The 15,847-nt window shown below is 54.1% G+C and carries 26 protein-coding genes; 8 read left to right on the top strand and 18 right to left on the bottom strand.

Translation table 11 applies throughout. From position 1 onward, the window contains the following. Genes DBR02_RS03430 through DBR02_RS03440 form a run of 3 tightly spaced genes read right to left on the bottom strand, consistent with a single transcriptional unit; the run spans nucleotide 1 to nucleotide 2,185 of the window. Nucleotides 1-297, bottom strand: a complete 297-nt coding sequence (locus tag DBR02_RS03430) for a Bbp19 family protein (RefSeq protein WP_032636545.1) — start codon at nucleotides 295-297, stop codon at nucleotides 1-3. Then, nucleotides 294-1,964 (bottom strand): portal protein, encoded by a 1,671-nt coding sequence (locus tag DBR02_RS03435; protein WP_107533497.1) that lies wholly within the window; start codon nucleotides 1,962-1,964, stop codon nucleotides 294-296. The genes DBR02_RS03430 and DBR02_RS03435 overlap by 4 nt, the downstream gene beginning before the upstream one ends. A gap of 14 nt (nucleotides 1,965-1,978) precedes the next feature. Next, nucleotides 1,979-2,185 carry a hypothetical protein gene (locus DBR02_RS03440; RefSeq protein ID WP_032636549.1) on the bottom strand — a complete coding sequence of 69 codons (207 nt, stop codon included), beginning with the start codon at nucleotides 2,183-2,185 and terminating at the stop codon, nucleotides 1,979-1,981. A gap of 773 nt (nucleotides 2,186-2,958) precedes the next feature. On the opposite strand from DBR02_RS03440, the gene DBR02_RS03445 reads away from it, so the two are divergent. After that, on the top strand, nucleotides 2,959-3,144 hold the full coding sequence (locus tag DBR02_RS03445) for a hypothetical protein (RefSeq protein WP_107533498.1): 186 nt from the start codon (nucleotides 2,959-2,961) through the stop codon (nucleotides 3,142-3,144). A gap of 44 nt (nucleotides 3,145-3,188) precedes the next feature. Further along, nucleotides 3,189-3,491, top strand: a complete 303-nt coding sequence (locus DBR02_RS03450; protein ID WP_063162238.1) for a Gp49 family protein — start codon at nucleotides 3,189-3,191, stop codon at nucleotides 3,489-3,491. 66 nt (nucleotides 3,492-3,557) lie between these two features. Here DBR02_RS03450 and DBR02_RS03455 read toward each other — a convergent pair whose 3' ends face one another. The 15 genes from DBR02_RS03455 to DBR02_RS03535 all read right to left on the bottom strand — a co-directional run bounded on the left by DBR02_RS03455 (nucleotide 3,558) and on the right by DBR02_RS03535 (nucleotide 11,669). Further along, entirely contained in the window at nucleotides 3,558-5,033 is a 1,476-nt protein-coding gene (locus DBR02_RS03455) for a terminase (RefSeq protein WP_107533499.1), read from the bottom strand. Continuing rightward, nucleotides 5,030-5,626 (bottom strand): terminase small subunit, encoded by a 597-nt coding sequence (locus DBR02_RS03460; protein ID WP_233157679.1) that lies wholly within the window; start codon nucleotides 5,624-5,626, stop codon nucleotides 5,030-5,032. The genes DBR02_RS03455 and DBR02_RS03460 overlap by 4 nt, the downstream gene beginning before the upstream one ends. 56 nt (nucleotides 5,627-5,682) lie before the next feature. Then, a complete protein-coding gene (locus tag DBR02_RS03465) occupies nucleotides 5,683-6,012 on the bottom strand; it encodes a hypothetical protein (protein ID WP_048982102.1) in 330 nt (109 codons plus the stop codon). A 77-nt stretch (nucleotides 6,013-6,089) separates the two neighbouring features. Next, a complete protein-coding gene (locus tag DBR02_RS03470; protein ID WP_048982104.1) occupies nucleotides 6,090-6,428 on the bottom strand; it encodes a hypothetical protein in 339 nt (112 codons plus the stop codon). After that, the gene (locus DBR02_RS03475; RefSeq protein WP_048982107.1) at nucleotides 6,421-6,690 is read right to left on the bottom strand and encodes a hypothetical protein; all 270 of its coding nucleotides are present in this window, start codon (nucleotides 6,688-6,690) and stop codon (nucleotides 6,421-6,423) included. Before DBR02_RS03475 ends, DBR02_RS03470 begins: the two co-directional genes overlap by 8 nt. 199 nt (nucleotides 6,691-6,889) lie before the next feature. Beyond that, nucleotides 6,890-7,615 carry a hypothetical protein gene (locus tag DBR02_RS03485; RefSeq protein ID WP_107533501.1) on the bottom strand — a complete coding sequence of 242 codons (726 nt, stop codon included), beginning with the start codon at nucleotides 7,613-7,615 and terminating at the stop codon, nucleotides 6,890-6,892. Further along, nucleotides 7,612-8,166 carry an ead/Ea22-like family protein gene (locus tag DBR02_RS03490; RefSeq protein ID WP_063843640.1) on the bottom strand — a complete coding sequence of 185 codons (555 nt, stop codon included), beginning with the start codon at nucleotides 8,164-8,166 and terminating at the stop codon, nucleotides 7,612-7,614. Before DBR02_RS03490 ends, DBR02_RS03485 begins: the two co-directional genes overlap by 4 nt. Further along, nucleotides 8,163-8,444 carry a hypothetical protein gene (locus DBR02_RS03495; protein ID WP_063843641.1) on the bottom strand — a complete coding sequence of 94 codons (282 nt, stop codon included), beginning with the start codon at nucleotides 8,442-8,444 and terminating at the stop codon, nucleotides 8,163-8,165. Before DBR02_RS03495 ends, DBR02_RS03490 begins: the two co-directional genes overlap by 4 nt. Beyond that, nucleotides 8,441-9,082 carry a hypothetical protein gene (locus DBR02_RS03500; protein ID WP_047050268.1) on the bottom strand — a complete coding sequence of 214 codons (642 nt, stop codon included), beginning with the start codon at nucleotides 9,080-9,082 and terminating at the stop codon, nucleotides 8,441-8,443. Before DBR02_RS03500 ends, DBR02_RS03495 begins: the two co-directional genes overlap by 4 nt. Nucleotides 9,083-9,138: 56 nt before the next feature. Continuing rightward, nucleotides 9,139-9,603 carry a crossover junction endodeoxyribonuclease RuvC gene (locus DBR02_RS03505; RefSeq protein WP_063153767.1) on the bottom strand — a complete coding sequence of 155 codons (465 nt, stop codon included), beginning with the start codon at nucleotides 9,601-9,603 and terminating at the stop codon, nucleotides 9,139-9,141. A gap of 128 nt (nucleotides 9,604-9,731) precedes the next feature. Continuing rightward, the gene (locus tag DBR02_RS03510; protein ID WP_045891224.1) at nucleotides 9,732-9,995 is read right to left on the bottom strand and encodes a DUF977 family protein; all 264 of its coding nucleotides are present in this window, start codon (nucleotides 9,993-9,995) and stop codon (nucleotides 9,732-9,734) included. 10 nt (nucleotides 9,996-10,005) lie between these two features. After that, nucleotides 10,006-10,896 carry a DnaT-like ssDNA-binding domain-containing protein gene (locus tag DBR02_RS27235; RefSeq protein ID WP_063153766.1) on the bottom strand — a complete coding sequence of 297 codons (891 nt, stop codon included), beginning with the start codon at nucleotides 10,894-10,896 and terminating at the stop codon, nucleotides 10,006-10,008. A 6-nt stretch (nucleotides 10,897-10,902) separates the two neighbouring features. Next, nucleotides 10,903-11,091 carry a hypothetical protein gene (locus DBR02_RS03525; protein ID WP_047050271.1) on the bottom strand — a complete coding sequence of 63 codons (189 nt, stop codon included), beginning with the start codon at nucleotides 11,089-11,091 and terminating at the stop codon, nucleotides 10,903-10,905. Continuing rightward, on the bottom strand, nucleotides 11,088-11,291 hold the full coding sequence (locus DBR02_RS03530; protein ID WP_047050345.1) for a hypothetical protein: 204 nt from the start codon (nucleotides 11,289-11,291) through the stop codon (nucleotides 11,088-11,090). Before DBR02_RS03530 ends, DBR02_RS03525 begins: the two co-directional genes overlap by 4 nt. Nucleotides 11,292-11,438: 147 nt before the next feature. Continuing rightward, nucleotides 11,439-11,669 (bottom strand): hypothetical protein, encoded by a 231-nt coding sequence (locus DBR02_RS03535; protein WP_032634928.1) that lies wholly within the window; start codon nucleotides 11,667-11,669, stop codon nucleotides 11,439-11,441. Nucleotides 11,670-11,823: 154 nt separating this feature from the next. Between DBR02_RS03535 and DBR02_RS03540 the strand changes: the two genes are divergently transcribed. From DBR02_RS03540 to DBR02_RS03560, 6 genes are all read left to right on the top strand, one after another. After that, a complete protein-coding gene (locus DBR02_RS03540) occupies nucleotides 11,824-12,414 on the top strand; it encodes a helix-turn-helix transcriptional regulator (RefSeq protein WP_047050275.1) in 591 nt (196 codons plus the stop codon). Nucleotides 12,415-12,565: 151 nt separating this feature from the next. After that, on the top strand, nucleotides 12,566-12,715 hold the full coding sequence (locus DBR02_RS26775) for a hypothetical protein (protein ID WP_162843058.1): 150 nt from the start codon (nucleotides 12,566-12,568) through the stop codon (nucleotides 12,713-12,715). After that, nucleotides 12,712-13,779, top strand: a complete 1,068-nt coding sequence (locus DBR02_RS03545; protein ID WP_047050277.1) for a hypothetical protein — start codon at nucleotides 12,712-12,714, stop codon at nucleotides 13,777-13,779. Before DBR02_RS26775 ends, DBR02_RS03545 begins: the two co-directional genes overlap by 4 nt. 7 nt (nucleotides 13,780-13,786) lie before the next feature. Further along, on the top strand, nucleotides 13,787-14,086 hold the full coding sequence (locus DBR02_RS03550) for a hypothetical protein (protein WP_063153764.1): 300 nt from the start codon (nucleotides 13,787-13,789) through the stop codon (nucleotides 14,084-14,086). Then, entirely contained in the window at nucleotides 14,083-14,904 is an 822-nt protein-coding gene (locus DBR02_RS03555) for a PD-(D/E)XK nuclease-like domain-containing protein (RefSeq protein WP_063153763.1), read from the top strand. The genes DBR02_RS03550 and DBR02_RS03555 overlap by 4 nt, the downstream gene beginning before the upstream one ends. Beyond that, the gene (locus DBR02_RS03560) at nucleotides 14,901-15,842 is read left to right on the top strand and encodes a RecT family recombinase (protein ID WP_047050283.1); all 942 of its coding nucleotides are present in this window, start codon (nucleotides 14,901-14,903) and stop codon (nucleotides 15,840-15,842) included. Before DBR02_RS03555 ends, DBR02_RS03560 begins: the two co-directional genes overlap by 4 nt. Nucleotides 15,843-15,847 lie beyond the last annotated feature (5 nt).

Consider the following 15,847-nt stretch of genomic DNA (forward strand, 5'->3'; position numbering starts at 1 on the left):
TTACTCCTGTTCACTGGCCTCTGCGGCCATCTTCAGATACTGATCGGGGCAGTGCGTCATGACGCGCTGGAATAGCTCCAGAGCCAGATTGCGCTGCCCTTCGTTGAAAGCCATTGCCAGGGCATCCATCGGCGGTATGGCGGCGAATACGCGCCCACTCTCCAGCACTCTCCACACGACGCGGCGGCCCTGTTCGCTATCCATGACGAACTTGATGTCGTCCTTTTCGCGCTGCTCCAGATCGTGCTTCTTCCGCTCGTTCTGAATGCGCAGTTCTTCTTCGTCAAAGTCAGTCATTGCTGCGCCGCTCCTGCTGCGTTAGTGATTGCTGTCAGTGCGCTTGGATCTGCGGTTTGCGTATCGCTGAGCGTCTTCGCGCCCTGCGCTACGGCCTGACCCATTGCCAGCGCCTGAGCTGCCTGCTGTTGCTTGGCGCGCTCTTCACGAATGCCCTGCACCTGCTCCTGCGGAACGATGACGGTTGGCGATACGCCGGACATTTCGGAGAACGCGTCAATTGCCTGATCCACGTCGAGCTTGTCGAGCGCTTCAGGTTTGAACTGTGCGAGCTGGCCGATAAACCCAACGGTCTGCGACAGGCTGGTGAGCCCGATAGATTTCTGCGCCTGCGCCATAACGGAGATGTATTCGATGCGCAGCGGCATGCCCTGCATAACGTCAGGAGGTGGCGGAAGCATGTTCTTGCGCGCCATGATGGAGAACACGCGGTCGATAAGCGGATTGAGCGCTTCGTCGTTCAGGCGTTCCAGCACCGGGCCGAGCATCAGCAGTTTCTCTTCTTTCATCTCGATCACTGCTTCCACCGGCATTGAGCGGGTGTTGATGTTTTGCAGCATCATGAAGAGGTCGACAAAGTAGGCGCTGTTGATGGTCTGGCGGGTATCCTGAATGTCGGCCAGCAGGTCGGCGGTATTCGGATTTACCAGGTACGCAGGTTTGAAACCGTCCTGACCGCTCAGCACATCGAGATAGGTCACGTCACCAGGCAGCAGAGAAACGCGCTGATTTTTCAGCGACGCCGGCGCGACCATCGGCGGGTTAGTGGCTTTGTCGATCAGCTGAGCTTTACGTTTCTGCTCAACCTGAAGCGCTTTAACCTGTCCGAGTGCCAGCATGCCAGGGCAGGAGGATGCGTAAACGTCCTCGCCGTTAACTTCCCAGCGCGGCGCCAGAATCGGGAATTCATCGAAGCCGGATTCACGCAGCAGCTTGTCGGAGTCGCCTCCTGTCTCGAAATAGACAGAACGATACGGCTTGTTCTTGCTGTCCATCCTCCCGCTGTCGCGGTTGATGTTTGGCGTGATGCAGTGGTTTACTTCGATCCAGTTTTCATACGAGCCGCTTTCCCACTGGCTCTTCACGGACGCGCTGACATTGTCCAGGCCAAACTCTTGCACGAGCTGGCGCACGGTCATGGAGAACTGACGGAAGGATGTGTCGACGCTGCCACGCGGGCTGTTAGCCAGGTAGTAGCTGCCAATCGGGAATGGCATTGTGCGGATCACGTCCTGGTCATCTTCCAGAACAGCCATAGCGGCAGTACCGAAAGTACCCAGACTGGCGTACATGACGGGCAGAGACTGATAAAGATTCGACTTGTTGAACACTTCGTTCATGCGGCGCTGCACGACTTCCAGCCAGACCTTAACCGGGCCGTAATCCATCATGTCAGGGTCAGGCGTTGCCAGCTTGAACCACGGGCGCGCAGGGCTGGTGATGCCGGACATCATGCCGCTGGCGAGAATGCGCTGAGCGAGTGAACCGGTAGGGTCAACAATTTTGGTGTTGCGGCGATCGTCACGGTTAACATCAGACGTCAGGAAGCGGGAACCGCGCGGATTGATAAAGTCGCTCAGGTCGCGCCAGTGCGGCTCGAACGATGTGCGCTCATTCTTCAGCTGTGCGAGCTGCTTCAGCAGCCGCTCTTTTTCGGTTTCCACCATCTCTGCGCGCTCCGTTACTGACCGAGCAGCGTTTTACCGCTGGTATTGGCGGCGGAAGTGTCGCCCTGGGCACCGGTGAGCATGGTCGAGTTACGACCGGCGGCAGCACGGCGGCGGCGCTCTTCATCATCGCGCGCACTGACCACAGCGGCGTCCTGCTCCTGAGGTGCGGCCTGAACTTCTGGTGCCGCTGGCACTGATGGCTTGCTGCCGATACACATAGCGATAACCTCACACACGATTAAATTATTACCAATTTAACCATATACGGATTATTTTACGTAGTGTATTGACATAATGGACTGCAATTATTACCCTTCAGGTAACACAACATGAAAGCGCACTTTGATATTGGTTCTGTGAGGTCTTGTCGCTAAATCAAAACTGGTGAGTGCGCTTCCAGGTGTGAGCAGTACGGCATCTGGCACATGTGTCGTAGCGGTCCGGCGGGGTTCCTTGGTGTTCCTTATCCCCGAGCGGGTTCCCGGAATGTGCAAGTCAGTGTTATCGGTATGCACGACATGACGACTCACCATCGTGGCGATACGGTGTGACACCTCGGAAGAGACGAGGATACAACGATGAGAGCATTGGGGTGACCGGTTAATCCCGTGACGCTAACCGATACAGGCGCAGTGCTCTCAATGTTGTGGTGAATGCGCAGGCTGATGCGCGAATTTAGCGTCGACAGTTTCTATCTCCTTCCGGACTCGAGCGGAAAAACTGACTGACTAAGGGTGGAGAATGCCGGAGATCAGCACCGGCCACCACAACCCAATCACGCCTTAGGACCGTGATACGGCAGTACCAGGCAATGCGTGTAGCTTTGGCGGTGGCAGTTGCTCCCACTTCTGACCACCGCCCTTTTTACAGCAGAACGCCATTCCGATGACGTTGCGCTGTAAACCCTGCATCACCCGCCAAGGAAGGCACTCCGTAGTCCTTTGCTTCCAGTTAGCCCGGTTCGTCCGGGCATTTTTTTAAGGTGAAAATCATGAATCAGACAGTCGTTAATGTTCAGAAACAATCTCCTGCCGAAGAGATCCGCCGCGAGAATCTCTATCACACCAAATTGCAATGCCTGGCTGAAGTGCTTAGTAAAAGAGCTGTACTTGATGAGCGAGGTGCTGTTCAGGATGCCAAAGCCATCAACGCCGCATTCGATAAAATTACTTTCTGAGGTAAGCAACCATGGTATCAACAGCATCCCCAGCACCATCCTGCATGGCTATTGAGCAGGAAATTCAGGCCAAAGGCTTAACCGCGCCGCGCGTTACGCGAGACGACATGATCGCAAACATTGCTCACACTGAAATCGTTAAGCACGTTTCTGTTACCGGGCAGGTTCTGCGCTGGGCGATCATTACGACAAAGAATGGCTTTGCGGTTACCGGAAAGCCATCATGTGCAGTCTCAGCTGAAAACGACAATGAGGCGATCGGTAAACAGATTGCTCTGACGAATGCAGAGAACGAGCTGTGGCCGCTAATGGGTTACGCTTTGAAAGAGAAGTTGAGCCAACAGTGAAAGACGAATTCGACGGCTTTTAATGCCGTGACATGTCACAATCAGCCCGCCGATGCGCGGGCTTTGTTATTTCCACGGGTCGTAATCTGTGACCGCTTTCCCCTGCTGGTTCTCCTGCCCGGGAATGCGCAGGCGTTTCGTAACAGGGAAAGCAAACGTCAGCAGCAGCGCGTCACCTTTGCCCGGAGAGCGGCCTAAGCGCTCTTTTATATCTTCCTTCGGCTCAATGACGATCTTGCCGTCTACCCTGACTTTGTACTCTGCCGCAGACAGGTCGTCCGCCGTCTCCTGGTCGTCCAGCGCACCGCCGAGCTTCAGCCACGTCTTGCAGCTGTTGAACATCTCGCCGCGCTTGTTGAGCATCTGCGGGTCAGTAGAGCCGCCGCCGAACGGAATTAACTGCCACGTCCGGCCCCAGCCGTCACCGATTGACTTCAGCCCGGTACCGTAGCCAAAGTCGATAAACACCGCATCAGCCTGGTACTGATCTTCAAAGTCGGCGATACGCTTCGCCATAATCAGATCGTCAGTGGTCTTGTTGCCGGTCCATAGCACTTTGCTGTGCAGACCCTGACGCAGGTATATCACCGCGTCATCCACGCCGGAATAAGCCGGGTCGACGCCGATAATCACCGGAGCGTGCGCCACCTGCCCGGCGGTCACCACGCGCTTCATCGCCTCGTCAGTGAGCCCTGTCGGGATAAACTGGAGTTCGGACGCGTCAGGGAAGATCCCACGCACACGGACCTTCACGAAGTCGCTGTCCTCGCCGTAGTCGTCCACCCATTTCTGGAGTTGCTGTTTGTTCGTGCCTTCTACGGTACGGCTGTCAATCTGCGCACACTTCCAGCGGTGTTTATATTTTCGGAAGCATTCGCGGAAACGGCCAGTGTTACGCGTCGGGTTCCCGAACGCCACCCAGATGATTTCAGTGTCTTCGTCCGTCAGCGCGCCCTCTGCTACCTCCCACACCAGATCTGCAATGTTGGATGCTTCGTCGAATACCACGATGATGCGCTTGCGCTCGTTGTGCAGGCCAGCGAACGCTTCGGTGTTGTGCTCAGACCACGGGATTGCGTCAGCGCGCCAGCGTTTATCGTGGCCCGGATCGTTGCTGTACATCGCCGTGGCGGTGCAGGTGAACCACTCTTTCGTGATAGCCAGATTCGACCACTTTATGATTTCCGGCCAGGTCTTGGTGCGGAGCTGGTTGTCGGTGTTGGCGGTCACCACCACCTTGCAGTCCTCGCAGGTATCCATTCCCCATTTAATCAGCATCGAAATGAATGCAGATTTCCCCACGCCATGACCTGATGCGCGGGCGATCATGATAGGCTGGTAACGAGTGGTTGGGTTCTGAAGGTGATCCCGTATCTCGCGGAATCCCTCCGCTTGCCACTTACGCGGCCCGGTGGCGTGCGCCAGCTCTGTGCCATCTTCGCCCCACGGGAACGCATAAAGCGCATAGCCCAGCGGGTCATACGTGAACGAGGCAATATCCTCGACGAGCTGCTCTTCTGGCGACATGGCTGCTGCTGTCATTCTTCACCACCAGCCTGTTTCTTAACGCGAGCCCGAGCCTTGGCCATCTTGTCTGCTATGGTCATTCTTACGTCGATTTCCAGGCGCTCTTTGAACGCGTTGACGTCGACGTGCTTACCAATCAGCTCGAGGTTCTTCACCTTGTCCGGCCATTTGATTTTTTTGAGGATGGTCTCTATCGAATCCTCTTTCATGTTCATGATGGTTGAGGACAGGTCGAACCCGCTGAGCGTGGTACGCCAGATTTTAGGCCAATCGCGGATCGGTTTCAGGCTGCCGTCATCGTTCAGGATATCCAGCACATCCATCTGGTCGATCTCCACCAGGCGCATGAGGACGTAATCAGCGCTGACGCGGTTTCGCTTGTTGCGCTCCTCCATCAGTTCGGCGATTCGTTTCTGGATTCTTTCGTCGCGCATCATCACGCTGGCTTTGACCGCCGCCGTATTAGGCGAATACCCTGCGTCTATCGCTGCCTGAGACTGGTTTTCTGGTGTCTTAATGTAGGACTGGCAGTAAGCCTCCTGCATCGCTGTAAGAGGCTTATATTGCGTTGATTTGCGTTTGTGGGTTTTTGGTGTCGCGGGCATCATTACCACCTGAGTAATTTTATTACCATTCAGGTAATACTATCACGCCCGCGCAGATGTTACATGACTGGTATCGGATCGTCTTCCTGGCTGCCGGCACGGTTGAGGAAATGTGTAACCACTCCCAGCACCGTTGTGTCGTCCAGCGCTTCACCTTCGATTGACTCACCCTCCGGAACGATAAGCGCCCGCCCCTGCACGATGGCGAACTCAGTGCGGCCGCAATACGATATCAGCACGGTATCACCCGGATGTGGTTTAGTTGCGACGTTGATGATTGCGTATCCAGCCGACGTCTCAACGGTGCGGCAGTTGCCGTCGTAGCCGCACATGCTGGTGATGGTAAGGCGGGATTCTGCGTAGTCTTTTGCCGGAGATGGAAAGCCCATAATGGAACCTCACATAAAAATACTGTACATTTAAACAGTATAATCATGTGAGGATTTAGTCAATACGCCGTGACAGGTCACACCGCAAGTTTCGTTTCATGCCAGCCCTGCGTTACCCAGCAAGCCGAATCACCGGCGCACGGGCAGGACTTCACCGGCAGGCTGTCGCCACATTTGCCGCACTGGTTGGCGCTGATAGCTTTGATGCGACCGCGTACCCGGGCATCATCCTGGCGGATCAGCAGAGCAATGTACTCGCTCATTTCGTATGGCTCACGGCCCGGGCGACGCTCCGCGCAGTTACGCGCCAGCATCTCCATTTCCTGCTCGTCGAGCACCAGCTCCAGCTTGCGTTCACCAGCTTCCGCCTGGCGAGCGCGCTGCGCTGCCTTGCGTTCTGCTGCGGTTTTAGCCATTGCCTTTCTCCTTTTTCGCCAACTTCAGCATCGCATCACCATAGCGTTCGATTCCCATCGCAAACGCGCCCTTCACGTTAATTCCCTGGATGATATCCGCCGGCACCACCACCGGCATCGGCACGCGGATGACCAGCCTGCGGAGTTCGGCTATTTCGTCGGCCTGCTCCATGACTCTGGAGTACAAGTCAGAGGCTTCGCCTTTCCACCATGCCACGTCGGCTTTAAGGCGGCGCAGGCGTCGCTGTTTGAGTTTGCTCACGACTTCACCTCATCCTTCGGCGCTGACGTTTCAAAGACCAGATCATTCCCACCGCATGCAGGGCATTTGACGTTCTCAATCAAGTTACCTTTCACGAATTCCGTGTGCTTGCACTGCTGGCAAGTCATCTTCATTTCAGAGTGGAATGAGTAAGCGGTTTCGCTGTTTGATATGTTATTGCCGTAAATTTTTAAGCCCATCACTTCACCTCCTGCTGCGGTGCTGCTGGATATGCACTGCCTTCCTGACCTGGATCGTTGCTTCCGGTGCATGCATTCCTGTGGTCATTGGCGCGCGGGCAGCGTTTGTTGCCACAGTCAGGGCAGACGACAAATCGCATATCAGTAAGCGTTATTGGTCGGCATGTTCGGCACCAGCAGTCTGGAGCGTTGAGAGCATCACGCTCGGCAAATATTTTCTCAGCGTCGATTTCAATGCCAGAGTTGCGAATGGTTTCCACAGCATCCCGCAACTTGTAAGCCGTCGTTACAGGTTCGGCACCCTGAAGCATGGCGGCGCGGTAGACATCAGGGCGAGATAACATGGAGACGTTATTCCATGTTTTCACATCGATCAGATTAAACGCATCATCCGGCAATACATCCTCAAGATGATTCAGAAGCACATTGACTTCATCAGGCACAGACACCGGAACTGGCGGGGCGGTGTAAACAACACTTTCAATCCAGTGCGCGCCATCCTCATTGCAATTGCACTTCGACTCTAATGGCTCGTCCAAACCCTCTGCGCCACACGCGCTACAGGTAAAAAGTTTGCGGCCCCTTGCTTCGAGCGATGCCAGCGCCAGTTTCATCGCCGCCAGAGACATCGCAGCATCTTCGTTTACGATGCCAGGCACAGCATCTCGCTCTTCTTCGAGCTCCGCGATGGTCTTCAGTAGCCATTCTTTGGTAAGAGTGTTCATGATGCCTCTCCTTTACCGACTGCGGCGCGGTCGATTATTTTTATGAACTCAGCAGCGCCAACATCACCAAGACCAGCGTACTCGCTGATGAACTTCCTCGCCGATGCGATGATTCCGCACTGGTCAGCAATCCGTTTCTCTGCGGCTTCAGCCCTGGCTTCCTGTCTATGCGCCTCCGTCCATCCAGCATTGGAATGTGCCGCCGTTGCTTTCAGATCGTCGATCTGCTTGTCTTTGGCTTCCAGCTCATCCAGCAGCGCCATCACAGTGGCGGGATTGGCTGAGGCGATGAATTCAGCGTTGCACTTAGCCGTTTCATCCCATGCCATGTGGTAATCATGATCCCATTCAGTGTGGATGCACGCAGCAGTTGAATTGGTCATGTCGAGCAATGATTCGTGACCAACATACACCGCATATGAGTGGTAGCCAGAAACCCTATCTTCGCCCTCGCCATATTCGCCGTCAGTCTCGACAACATCAGACCACCACTCGCCTTTTGTCGCCTTCTCCGCCGCTTCACGAAGCGCCTTTTTGTCGATGTTGCTCATTGGGCGGCCTCCGGTCTTTTTCTTGCGCTGAAGCGAGGTACATGTTCCATTTCAACCGCAAATACACCTACGCTCTCGCCGTCAACGAACAGCTCGATATCCAACGGCCAGTCAGATTCCCAGCCGTCATGGTTGTCGAAATAATCAAGGGCGGCATCCTGAGACAAGCATTCCAATTCCCACTTAGAAGTGAGCTCATCGATGTGTCGAGGATCGAGAAAATATGCATCCTCAGGAAACGTGCCTGCATCGCTAACTACGTACTGGATTACGCTCATGACTGCACCCCTTTGCGAAGCTGGGCGGCTATGTCTTCGAGTACGCCATCAGCGAACGAGCGGTCGAAATCATCCACTGGCGCACCAGCCATAAACTCTGTTGACGTCAGGATCATCCGCGCGATATCTGCCGCGTTCTTTGCTGTGTCGTCGATAAAACCAGCATCCCATGCGGCCAGCATCCTGTTAGCAACAAAGTGAGCGCCTTCCTTGTGGGCCTGCGCCCGCACTTCAGCCAGGCATTTGCGGAATTCAGCAACGTATTGTTCGACACTCATTCCCCAGGTTAACGGGCATTCTTCGACGGTTTCGCCTTCGTATTCTTCATCAGGGACTTCTTTGGTAAAGAATTCGCGCTCGATGGCATGGAGCGTGTCAGCGAAGCGGCGTAGGTTTCTCTGACCTTCCGTGATAGAAAATTCAGGAGCCTCGCAGCCAGCGCCCATCTGCTGATATACGGCGGTTTTGAAGGCCTTCAGCCCCGCATTCTCCGCAGCCAGCGCATTACTACGAGCCAGTTGCACATCCAGATGCGTAGCCAGATCGCTTATCAACTGCGATACAGCACCGCCTGATGATTTAAGTTGTGCGGCCTTGTCATGACCGCGCTTTACCAACTCACTCACATTGCATTCCATCTTTACCCCCGCTTACCCGTATAAGTTATTGATTACGTTGATATCAAAAAGGATGGTTATTTAACGCCTATCCCGAACCTTGCGATTAACAGCGCATCCGCGATGGCCTGGCCTTTCGCTTTGGCATCCAGCGCCCTGAGTTCCGGGTAAAGCTGAATGGCCCGGCTACGCGCTGCGTCCTTGTCGCTGCCGATAAGCCCGGCTGACTTCTTCCAGGCCTGCGGCGTTACCAGCGTGTACGGAATGTTGAGCCCCTGGAGGATCCCCTCCGCTACACCAGCTGCATGCCCGAACGTGAACATGCTCGCCGTTCCCTGTCCTGGCATGGCTCCGACCTGCTCAAGGTACGCATGAGTGATTCCGTACTGCCGAAGCCATGCAGATACCGCTGCGCCGTTCACCCTGGACTTTGTGCCGACCTTGATGGTTGGCATTGCCAGGTGGTCGATGTAGCCGCCCTGCTCAGTTACGAGAACCAGCGCGCCGCTGCATCCCGGGTCAATCCCTAAAACTGCCGTCATGATTTACCCCTTAGGTAATTTAAATCCACATTAGAGTTAAAATCAATAGCTATGCGCATATTTTGTTACCTGCAAGGTAATTATGCAGGCGTAAAAAAATGCGCTGCCGCGCCGGTGCTACTGCTTTGCTACTTCCCTTTCCCGTATTGCCTTGAAAACCTTTCCATATCGAAATCAATCGTGGCCCTGTAATCCCTGAACAGGCCGCATTTCCCGTGACGTATTACCTCTCCGCTCCTCTCTGCATCTCTGAAATATTTCTCTACAGTGTTGAGGTGGAGGCCGAGGATTTCTGCTGCCTGCCGGGTAGTTATCCTGCCGCGCTCTTTTGCAGCGGTGATTATCCGCCTGACGGCTGTCTTACGTTCTGAGTACGTGTTTGGTCTTGCCATGGAAACCTCACTATGTGGCCTGGTAGCCCCTGAACCCCTCCGGAATGGTCTTGTCCGGCTCCGGAACGTCGTTGATATCCCTTCGCTGCTGCTGGGCGACTGGCCTTGCCCTGGACTGCTGCACGCTTCTCGCCAGCTTCTGTTGCCACTGGTCGTGGTGGAATGCCTTGCCCTCCGCTTTCCAGTACGTGATGAAGTCTGCCAGCTCGAACGGTGTGATCTCCGTCTTCAGAGCTATGCCCCACAGCGCAGCGCGCTGGATGAACTGTGGATCTGGCTTCCAGTTGTCGTGCATCTGGAATTTTCCAAACTCACCCATTCCGCCAGGCGCAATGTAGCCATTCAGCATCGCGTTGTTCGCATCCGGATCTGGTTCACCGCCAACAGCAGAGTTATCCACAGGTGAATTTTGCTCGCTCCCTGTGTGGGGTTTATCTTTTATATCTTCTCTTCTCTTTATCTCTTCTTTATCTGTCGTGACATTTCGTGACTTGTCGTGACATTGCCGTGACTCATTGCTTTCTTGTTGTCGCATCCGCTGCCTTTCACGCTGCTCTCTTTTTCTCTGAGTTGCTGATTTTGCTCCTGTTTCATCATTGCCACGGTCCTCCTTTTTAGGCTGTCTCCGCTCCCACCCTGTAAGGTATGTTCCATCCAAAACACGGCCCTGCATGGCGTTAATAACAGCGTCTATGTCACACTCAGTCACGTCAAAATGTGACGCTAAGTCCTCGTTCGTGACATCAGCGTGACCTCGCGTGACATTTTGTGACCCGCTAACAAGAAGGTGGACATAAACGGCCTGAACGAGAGCTATCGGTTGACCGGATATTCTCGCTATGGTTCTCCACTTCGGGTCATTAGGCATATCATGCCAAAGACGTAGCCATTGATTAGCCATATGAACCTACTCTTTCTCGAGATCAGTGATTCCACAAAGGCGCAACCCAGCGAAGCAACCAGTATTAACCATGTCGCAGTACATTGTCTGATCTGAAATGTTCAGCCGGTGCCACATAATGAGCATCGCCTTTTCTTCTTCTGACTCTGCTTCAATGCATAATTGAGCACTGGAACCGGAGAAAAAAATCTTCATGCTGCCTCCCGCGCCTTTCTGGCTGCCTTTAATTTATCTGAACGCAACTGCTGCTGGCGTCGAGCCCGCTCGTTGTTGCACTTAACGCATTCACCACTGAGGGTGTAGCGCTCACTGTCATGCCCGTGAATGCACTTCTTGCCGGTGTAGAACCTGGCGAGGCCCATTTCGAGAGCTTCACGCTGAGTTAATCGCTTCATTTGCACCTCTCTTTGAAATTTATCTTTGGTAATTTTGTGCGATGGCCGAAAAAAGATCAACCATATTTGGATCATTATTACCTGAGAGGACTGAATAGATATGAAAAGACCGCCAGAAGGCGGCCTGATGGGGGTTTGAAGGAGGTTTTATTCGTAGAAGAAGATAGCCAGTTCCGGCTTTGTTCTGACCCAGCCGCGTTGTTTGCATGCCTTAAATAACCCATTCATCAATGTCTTACCGGGCATTTTACGACGGCCTGTCAGATGAGTCTGGATGTAGTGGCTGGTCGTTCCGGCCTCGTCAGCAAAGGCATTTCGCTCATCAGGAGTGAGTTGCAACCAGTGTTTTTTGAAGTCGAATTTTTCGTTCTCGCTCATAGCTATTGCCTGATATTAATTTCAGATAACAAATATTCACCCAGAAGGTAATAAAAATCAAGGTTTGTTACCTGTGAGGTGCATTTACCTGTGAGGTAAATTCGCTTTTAATTGAACCACTAACTAATTCATATATGAGGCGATTCACCAGAGCATGAAAAGTATTCAGGATATCCGCAGGCAGAATATTAACGATATCATCGACCGTGACTTTAACGGGGTGCAGACTCGTCTGGCGGAAAAACTGGGAACTCAGGCAAACCTGGTGAACCGCTGGGCCCGCGGGCAGAAGGTTGTTGGCGACACGGTGGCGCGCAAGATTGAGAAGGCAGCGAACAAGCCGTCGAACTGGCTGGACGTCGACCACTCATTATCTGCTGTTGCAATCCCCCAGGAGGAGATCACCGCCTCCGATATCGGCCAGTTGGCGGCGCATAACCTCGAAGCGTGGATGCAGAACAACCGCGACCTGTCCTCCCAGGGTAAGCTGTCGAAGGCGTCCGGCGTTGCCCAGGCGACAATCAACCGCATGCTGAACAATGAGGTTAGCGTTTCCATCTCCACCCTGGAGGCGATCGCCAGCGCGTTCGGGCGCCGGGGATATGAGCTGCTCATCCATCCTCGCGACCCGGCGACCATCCATTACGACCGGGCCCGCTACGCATTGTTACCTGAGAGCGAGAAAAGTAAGATCGAGAGCTACGTCGATTTCGTGATTGTTCAGAACGGTAAAACGCAAGAATAACTTTATAAATTTCAGATACTAAGCCGCCATTGAGCGGCTTTTTTATTGCCCTTAGAATTACCTTACGGGTAATTTTTTATAATCATACCTATTGACTTCAAACCACATAAGGATAATTATTACCTCAACGGTAACACTGAGGTAACGAATTATGCAGTGGAAAATCATCAACGGCTGGTACTGCGTTACGGCGTGCGGGCTGATGAGCACCAAGTGCCGCACTCTGCATGAGGCCATCAACTGGGCGTTTGTCACCAAGATGGCAGTCAAAACTGAAATGGATATGGGGGTGAGCAAGTGAGTGAATTAGCAATCATCGAAATCGCGCCGGACCTGGCGCCAAGCATTTACGTTGAAAACGGTCTGGATAAGTTCCTTGAACAGATCCGTGATGGCGTTAACGAGGTTCCTGACCTGAGCACAGCCAAAGGCCGCGCCCGTATCGCATCCCTCGCCGCCCAGGTATCACGCAGCAAGACGGCAGTTGAAAAGCCAGGCCGTGATTACCTGAAGCGCCTGAAGGAGCAACCAAAAGTGGTCGAAGCAGAACTGCGACGCTTCGTGACCGAATGCGATCAGCTTCGCGACGAAGTTCGCCGCCCACTTACCGAATGGGAAGACGCTGAAAAGGCACGCACCGAAGCATTGCAGCAGCGCCTTGTGGATTTGCGCGCACTGGCTGAAGTGATCGACACCACCGGAAATTACCTGCCATCCACTGATATTCAGGCTCGCATTCTGGAGGCTAAATCCGTGGTGCTGGATGACAGCTGGCAGGAGCGTGCAGCAGAGGCGGGAGTGGCTAAAGACTCAACCATTCAGCAACTGGAAGCGTCGCTGGTAGTAGCGCAAAAGCGCGAGCACGAAGCGGCTGAGCTGGAACGCCTGCGCAAAGAGGCAGAGGAAAAAGCACGTCTAGAACGTGAAGAAGCTATACGCCGCGAAGCAGCAGAACAGGCTAAGCGTGATGCAGAAGCAAAAGCACAGGCCGAGATTGATGCTTCTGCACGCCGTGAAGCTGAAGCCAAGGCTGCAACTGAACGCGCAGAGCGCGAAAAAATTGAAGCCCAGCAGAAAGCAGAGCGTGAAGCAAAAGCCGCTGCGGAAAAAGCTGAGCAGGAAAAGAACGACGCTATCGCAGCGGAGCGCCGCCGTCAGGAAGAAGCGGAAGCAGTTCGACTGGCAGAACAGAAACGCATCGCCGATGAAGAAGCGCGCCGCGCAGCTGACAAAGAGCATCGCCGCACCATCAATCGTCAGGCTATTGCAGACCTGATTGAAAGTGGTCTTCCGCAGGAAATGGCTGAGAAAGCGCTGATAGCCATCGCCAGCGGGAAGGTTTCTGCAATCTCTATCAAGTACTGAGGTGCGTATGAACATCCAGCAGATTAATAACCTGAAAAAAATCATGACCAGCATCGACAGCGACTACCAGCTGAGTCAGTTGCACTACGCGCGCCAGGTGGAGCTGATCGACGCTATCAAGTTCCACCAGCTGCAAAAGCCTTTCTATGAGCTGGAACGCAAAGGCGTGCGCACCGAAATTCTTGAAGAACTGATGATGAGCACGGAATTCGAAGAGGCTCTCGCAGCTTACCAGGCCGCGATGACCAGCATCATCGCGAAGTGGGATCTGGCTGACCAGCTGGACACGGCGAGGACTGCGGCATGATGCCAGGAATTTACTTCGACATCAGCAACGAGGATTACCACGCCGGCGACGGCGTGAGTAAGTCGCAGCTGGATATGGTGGCGTTGAGCCCGGCCCTGTTGCCGTGGCAGAAATCCGCGCCGGTCGACACAGAAAAGCTGAAAGCGCTTGACATGGGTACCGCCCTGCACTGCCTGCTGCTGGAGCCGGAAGAATTCGATAAGCGTTTTATCGTGGCGCCGCAGTTCAACCTGAGAACCAATCAGGGGAAAGCAGATCAGGAAGCCTTCCTTAAAGATGTTGAGAACATGGGCATGACGGTGATGGATGCCGAACAGGGCCGCAAGCTGAAACTTATGCGCGACAGCGCGATGGCACACCCGGCTGCGCGCTGGCTGCTTGAAGCGGAAGGATTCTGCGAAGCATCGCACTACTGGACGGATCCGGAAACCGGAGAGCTGTGCCGCATTCGCCCGGATAAGCGCCTGAAGTATCACCCGGTCCTGCTGGACGTGAAGAAGGTTGCAGACATGGAGCGCTTCGCACGCCACGTCGAGGAATTCCGGTACCACGTTCAGGACGCCATGTACCGCGAAGGCGCACAGCAGACCACCGGAGAGCCGCACGGATTCTTCTTCCTGGCTGTGAGCGAAACCATCGACTGCGGGCGCTACCCGGTTCGTGTGTTTGAACTGGATGCGCCGGACGTAGATGCCGGGCACGCACTGTTCCGCCGGGATCTGAATACCTACCACCAGTGCCGGGAGTCTGGCGAATGGGGTGGATTTGAAATTATTAAACGCCCTGAGTGGGCACGCAAACAGGATATGCACGTATGAGCAACGACATCGCAAACATCAACGCACCAGTAGACACAGCAATCGCTGGAACTGCTGCAACAATTTTCAGCCCTGAGGGTTTGAACCAACTGATGAAGTTCGCCGAAGTAATGGCGCAAAGCCGTGTGACGGTACCGGCTCACCTCGCCGGGAAGCCAGCTGATTGCATGGCTGTAGCAATGCAGGCTGCGCAGTGGGGAATGAACCCATTCGCCGTTGCGCAGAAAACCCATGTTGTGAGCGGCACGCTCGGCTATGAAGCCCAGTTAGTAAACGCGGTTATCTCAACCATGTCTCCAACCAAAGATCGCATCAACTATGAGTGGTTCGGGCCGTGGGAACGCGTGATCGGAAAGTTTGTTGAGAAAACATCCAAAAACGGCAACCCGTATATCGCACCTGGATGGACCCTTAAAGACGAAGAAGGCTGCGGTGTTCGCGTATGGGCAACTATGAAGGGTGAGGATCATCCTCGAGTTCTCGAGTTAATGCTGTCTCAGGCACAGGTAAGAAACTCCACGCTTTGGGCTAGCGATCCGAAACAACAACTCGCATACCTGGCGACAAAGCGCTGGTCACGCCTGCATTGCCCAGACGTCATCATGGGCGTGTACACCCCTGACGAATTGCAGGAAACGGCACCGCGCGTTGAACGCGATATCACGCCGACACCTGCAACCGCGACCGGCATGAACAAGCTGATCAACTCCAAGCCTGAGCAAAAGCAGGAAGAGAAACCAAAGAGCAGCGATGACCGCGATCCAGAAGAGATTCTGTGCGCTTTCACTGACGCAGCGATGAACTACAACACCCTGAAGGATCTGGATAACGCCTACAAATACGTCGCCAAAAAGCTCGCTAACGATGATGAACGCCTGGCTAAAGCTACTGATGTGTACACCATCCGTCGCGATGAGCTGAACGAAGTCCCTATGTAATCACC

This window comes from Enterobacter cloacae complex sp., from assembly GCF_900322725.1.
In the GTDB taxonomy this organism is placed as follows: Bacteria; Pseudomonadota; Gammaproteobacteria; order Enterobacterales; family Enterobacteriaceae; genus Enterobacter; species Enterobacter quasihormaechei.

Excerpts from the sequence above, each read along its gene's own strand:
- DBR02_RS03430 (WP_032636545.1), bottom strand. The coding sequence starts at position 297 with ATGACTGACTTTGACGAAGAAGAACTGCGCATTCAGAACGAGCGGAAG.
- DBR02_RS03435 (WP_107533497.1), bottom strand. The coding sequence starts at position 1,964 with ATGGTGGAAACCGAAAAAGAGCGGCTGCTGAAGCAGCTCGCACAGCTG.
- DBR02_RS03440 (WP_032636549.1), bottom strand. The coding sequence starts at position 2,185 with ATGTGTATCGGCAGCAAGCCATCAGTGCCAGCGGCACCAGAAGTTCAG.
- DBR02_RS03445 (WP_107533498.1), top strand. The coding sequence starts at position 2,959 with ATGAATCAGACAGTCGTTAATGTTCAGAAACAATCTCCTGCCGAAGAG.
- DBR02_RS03450 (WP_063162238.1), top strand. The coding sequence starts at position 3,189 with ATGGCTATTGAGCAGGAAATTCAGGCCAAAGGCTTAACCGCGCCGCGC.
- DBR02_RS03455 (WP_107533499.1), bottom strand. The coding sequence starts at position 5,033 with ATGACAGCAGCAGCCATGTCGCCAGAAGAGCAGCTCGTCGAGGATATT.
- DBR02_RS03460 (WP_233157679.1), bottom strand. The coding sequence starts at position 5,626 with ATGATGCCCGCGACACCAAAAACCCACAAACGCAAATCAACGCAATAT.
- DBR02_RS03465 (WP_048982102.1), bottom strand. The coding sequence starts at position 6,012 with ATGGGCTTTCCATCTCCGGCAAAAGACTACGCAGAATCCCGCCTTACC.
- DBR02_RS03470 (WP_048982104.1), bottom strand. The coding sequence starts at position 6,428 with ATGGCTAAAACCGCAGCAGAACGCAAGGCAGCGCAGCGCGCTCGCCAG.
- DBR02_RS03485 (WP_107533501.1), bottom strand. The coding sequence starts at position 7,615 with ATGAACACTCTTACCAAAGAATGGCTACTGAAGACCATCGCGGAGCTC.
- DBR02_RS03490 (WP_063843640.1), bottom strand. The coding sequence starts at position 8,166 with ATGAGCAACATCGACAAAAAGGCGCTTCGTGAAGCGGCGGAGAAGGCG.
- DBR02_RS03495 (WP_063843641.1), bottom strand. The coding sequence starts at position 8,444 with ATGAGCGTAATCCAGTACGTAGTTAGCGATGCAGGCACGTTTCCTGAG.
- DBR02_RS03500 (WP_047050268.1), bottom strand. The coding sequence starts at position 9,082 with ATGGAATGCAATGTGAGTGAGTTGGTAAAGCGCGGTCATGACAAGGCC.
- DBR02_RS03505 (WP_063153767.1), bottom strand. The coding sequence starts at position 9,603 with ATGACGGCAGTTTTAGGGATTGACCCGGGATGCAGCGGCGCGCTGGTT.
- DBR02_RS03510 (WP_045891224.1), bottom strand. The coding sequence starts at position 9,995 with ATGGCAAGACCAAACACGTACTCAGAACGTAAGACAGCCGTCAGGCGG.
- DBR02_RS27235 (WP_063153766.1), bottom strand. The coding sequence starts at position 10,896 with ATGGCTAATCAATGGCTACGTCTTTGGCATGATATGCCTAATGACCCG.
- DBR02_RS03525 (WP_047050271.1), bottom strand. The coding sequence starts at position 11,091 with ATGAAGATTTTTTTCTCCGGTTCCAGTGCTCAATTATGCATTGAAGCA.
- DBR02_RS03530 (WP_047050345.1), bottom strand. The coding sequence starts at position 11,291 with ATGAAGCGATTAACTCAGCGTGAAGCTCTCGAAATGGGCCTCGCCAGG.
- DBR02_RS03535 (WP_032634928.1), bottom strand. The coding sequence starts at position 11,669 with ATGAGCGAGAACGAAAAATTCGACTTCAAAAAACACTGGTTGCAACTC.
- DBR02_RS03540 (WP_047050275.1), top strand. The coding sequence starts at position 11,824 with ATGAAAAGTATTCAGGATATCCGCAGGCAGAATATTAACGATATCATC.
- DBR02_RS26775 (WP_162843058.1), top strand. The coding sequence starts at position 12,566 with ATGCAGTGGAAAATCATCAACGGCTGGTACTGCGTTACGGCGTGCGGG.
- DBR02_RS03550 (WP_063153764.1), top strand. The coding sequence starts at position 13,787 with ATGAACATCCAGCAGATTAATAACCTGAAAAAAATCATGACCAGCATC.
- DBR02_RS03555 (WP_063153763.1), top strand. The coding sequence starts at position 14,083 with ATGATGCCAGGAATTTACTTCGACATCAGCAACGAGGATTACCACGCC.
- DBR02_RS03560 (WP_047050283.1), top strand. The coding sequence starts at position 14,901 with ATGAGCAACGACATCGCAAACATCAACGCACCAGTAGACACAGCAATC.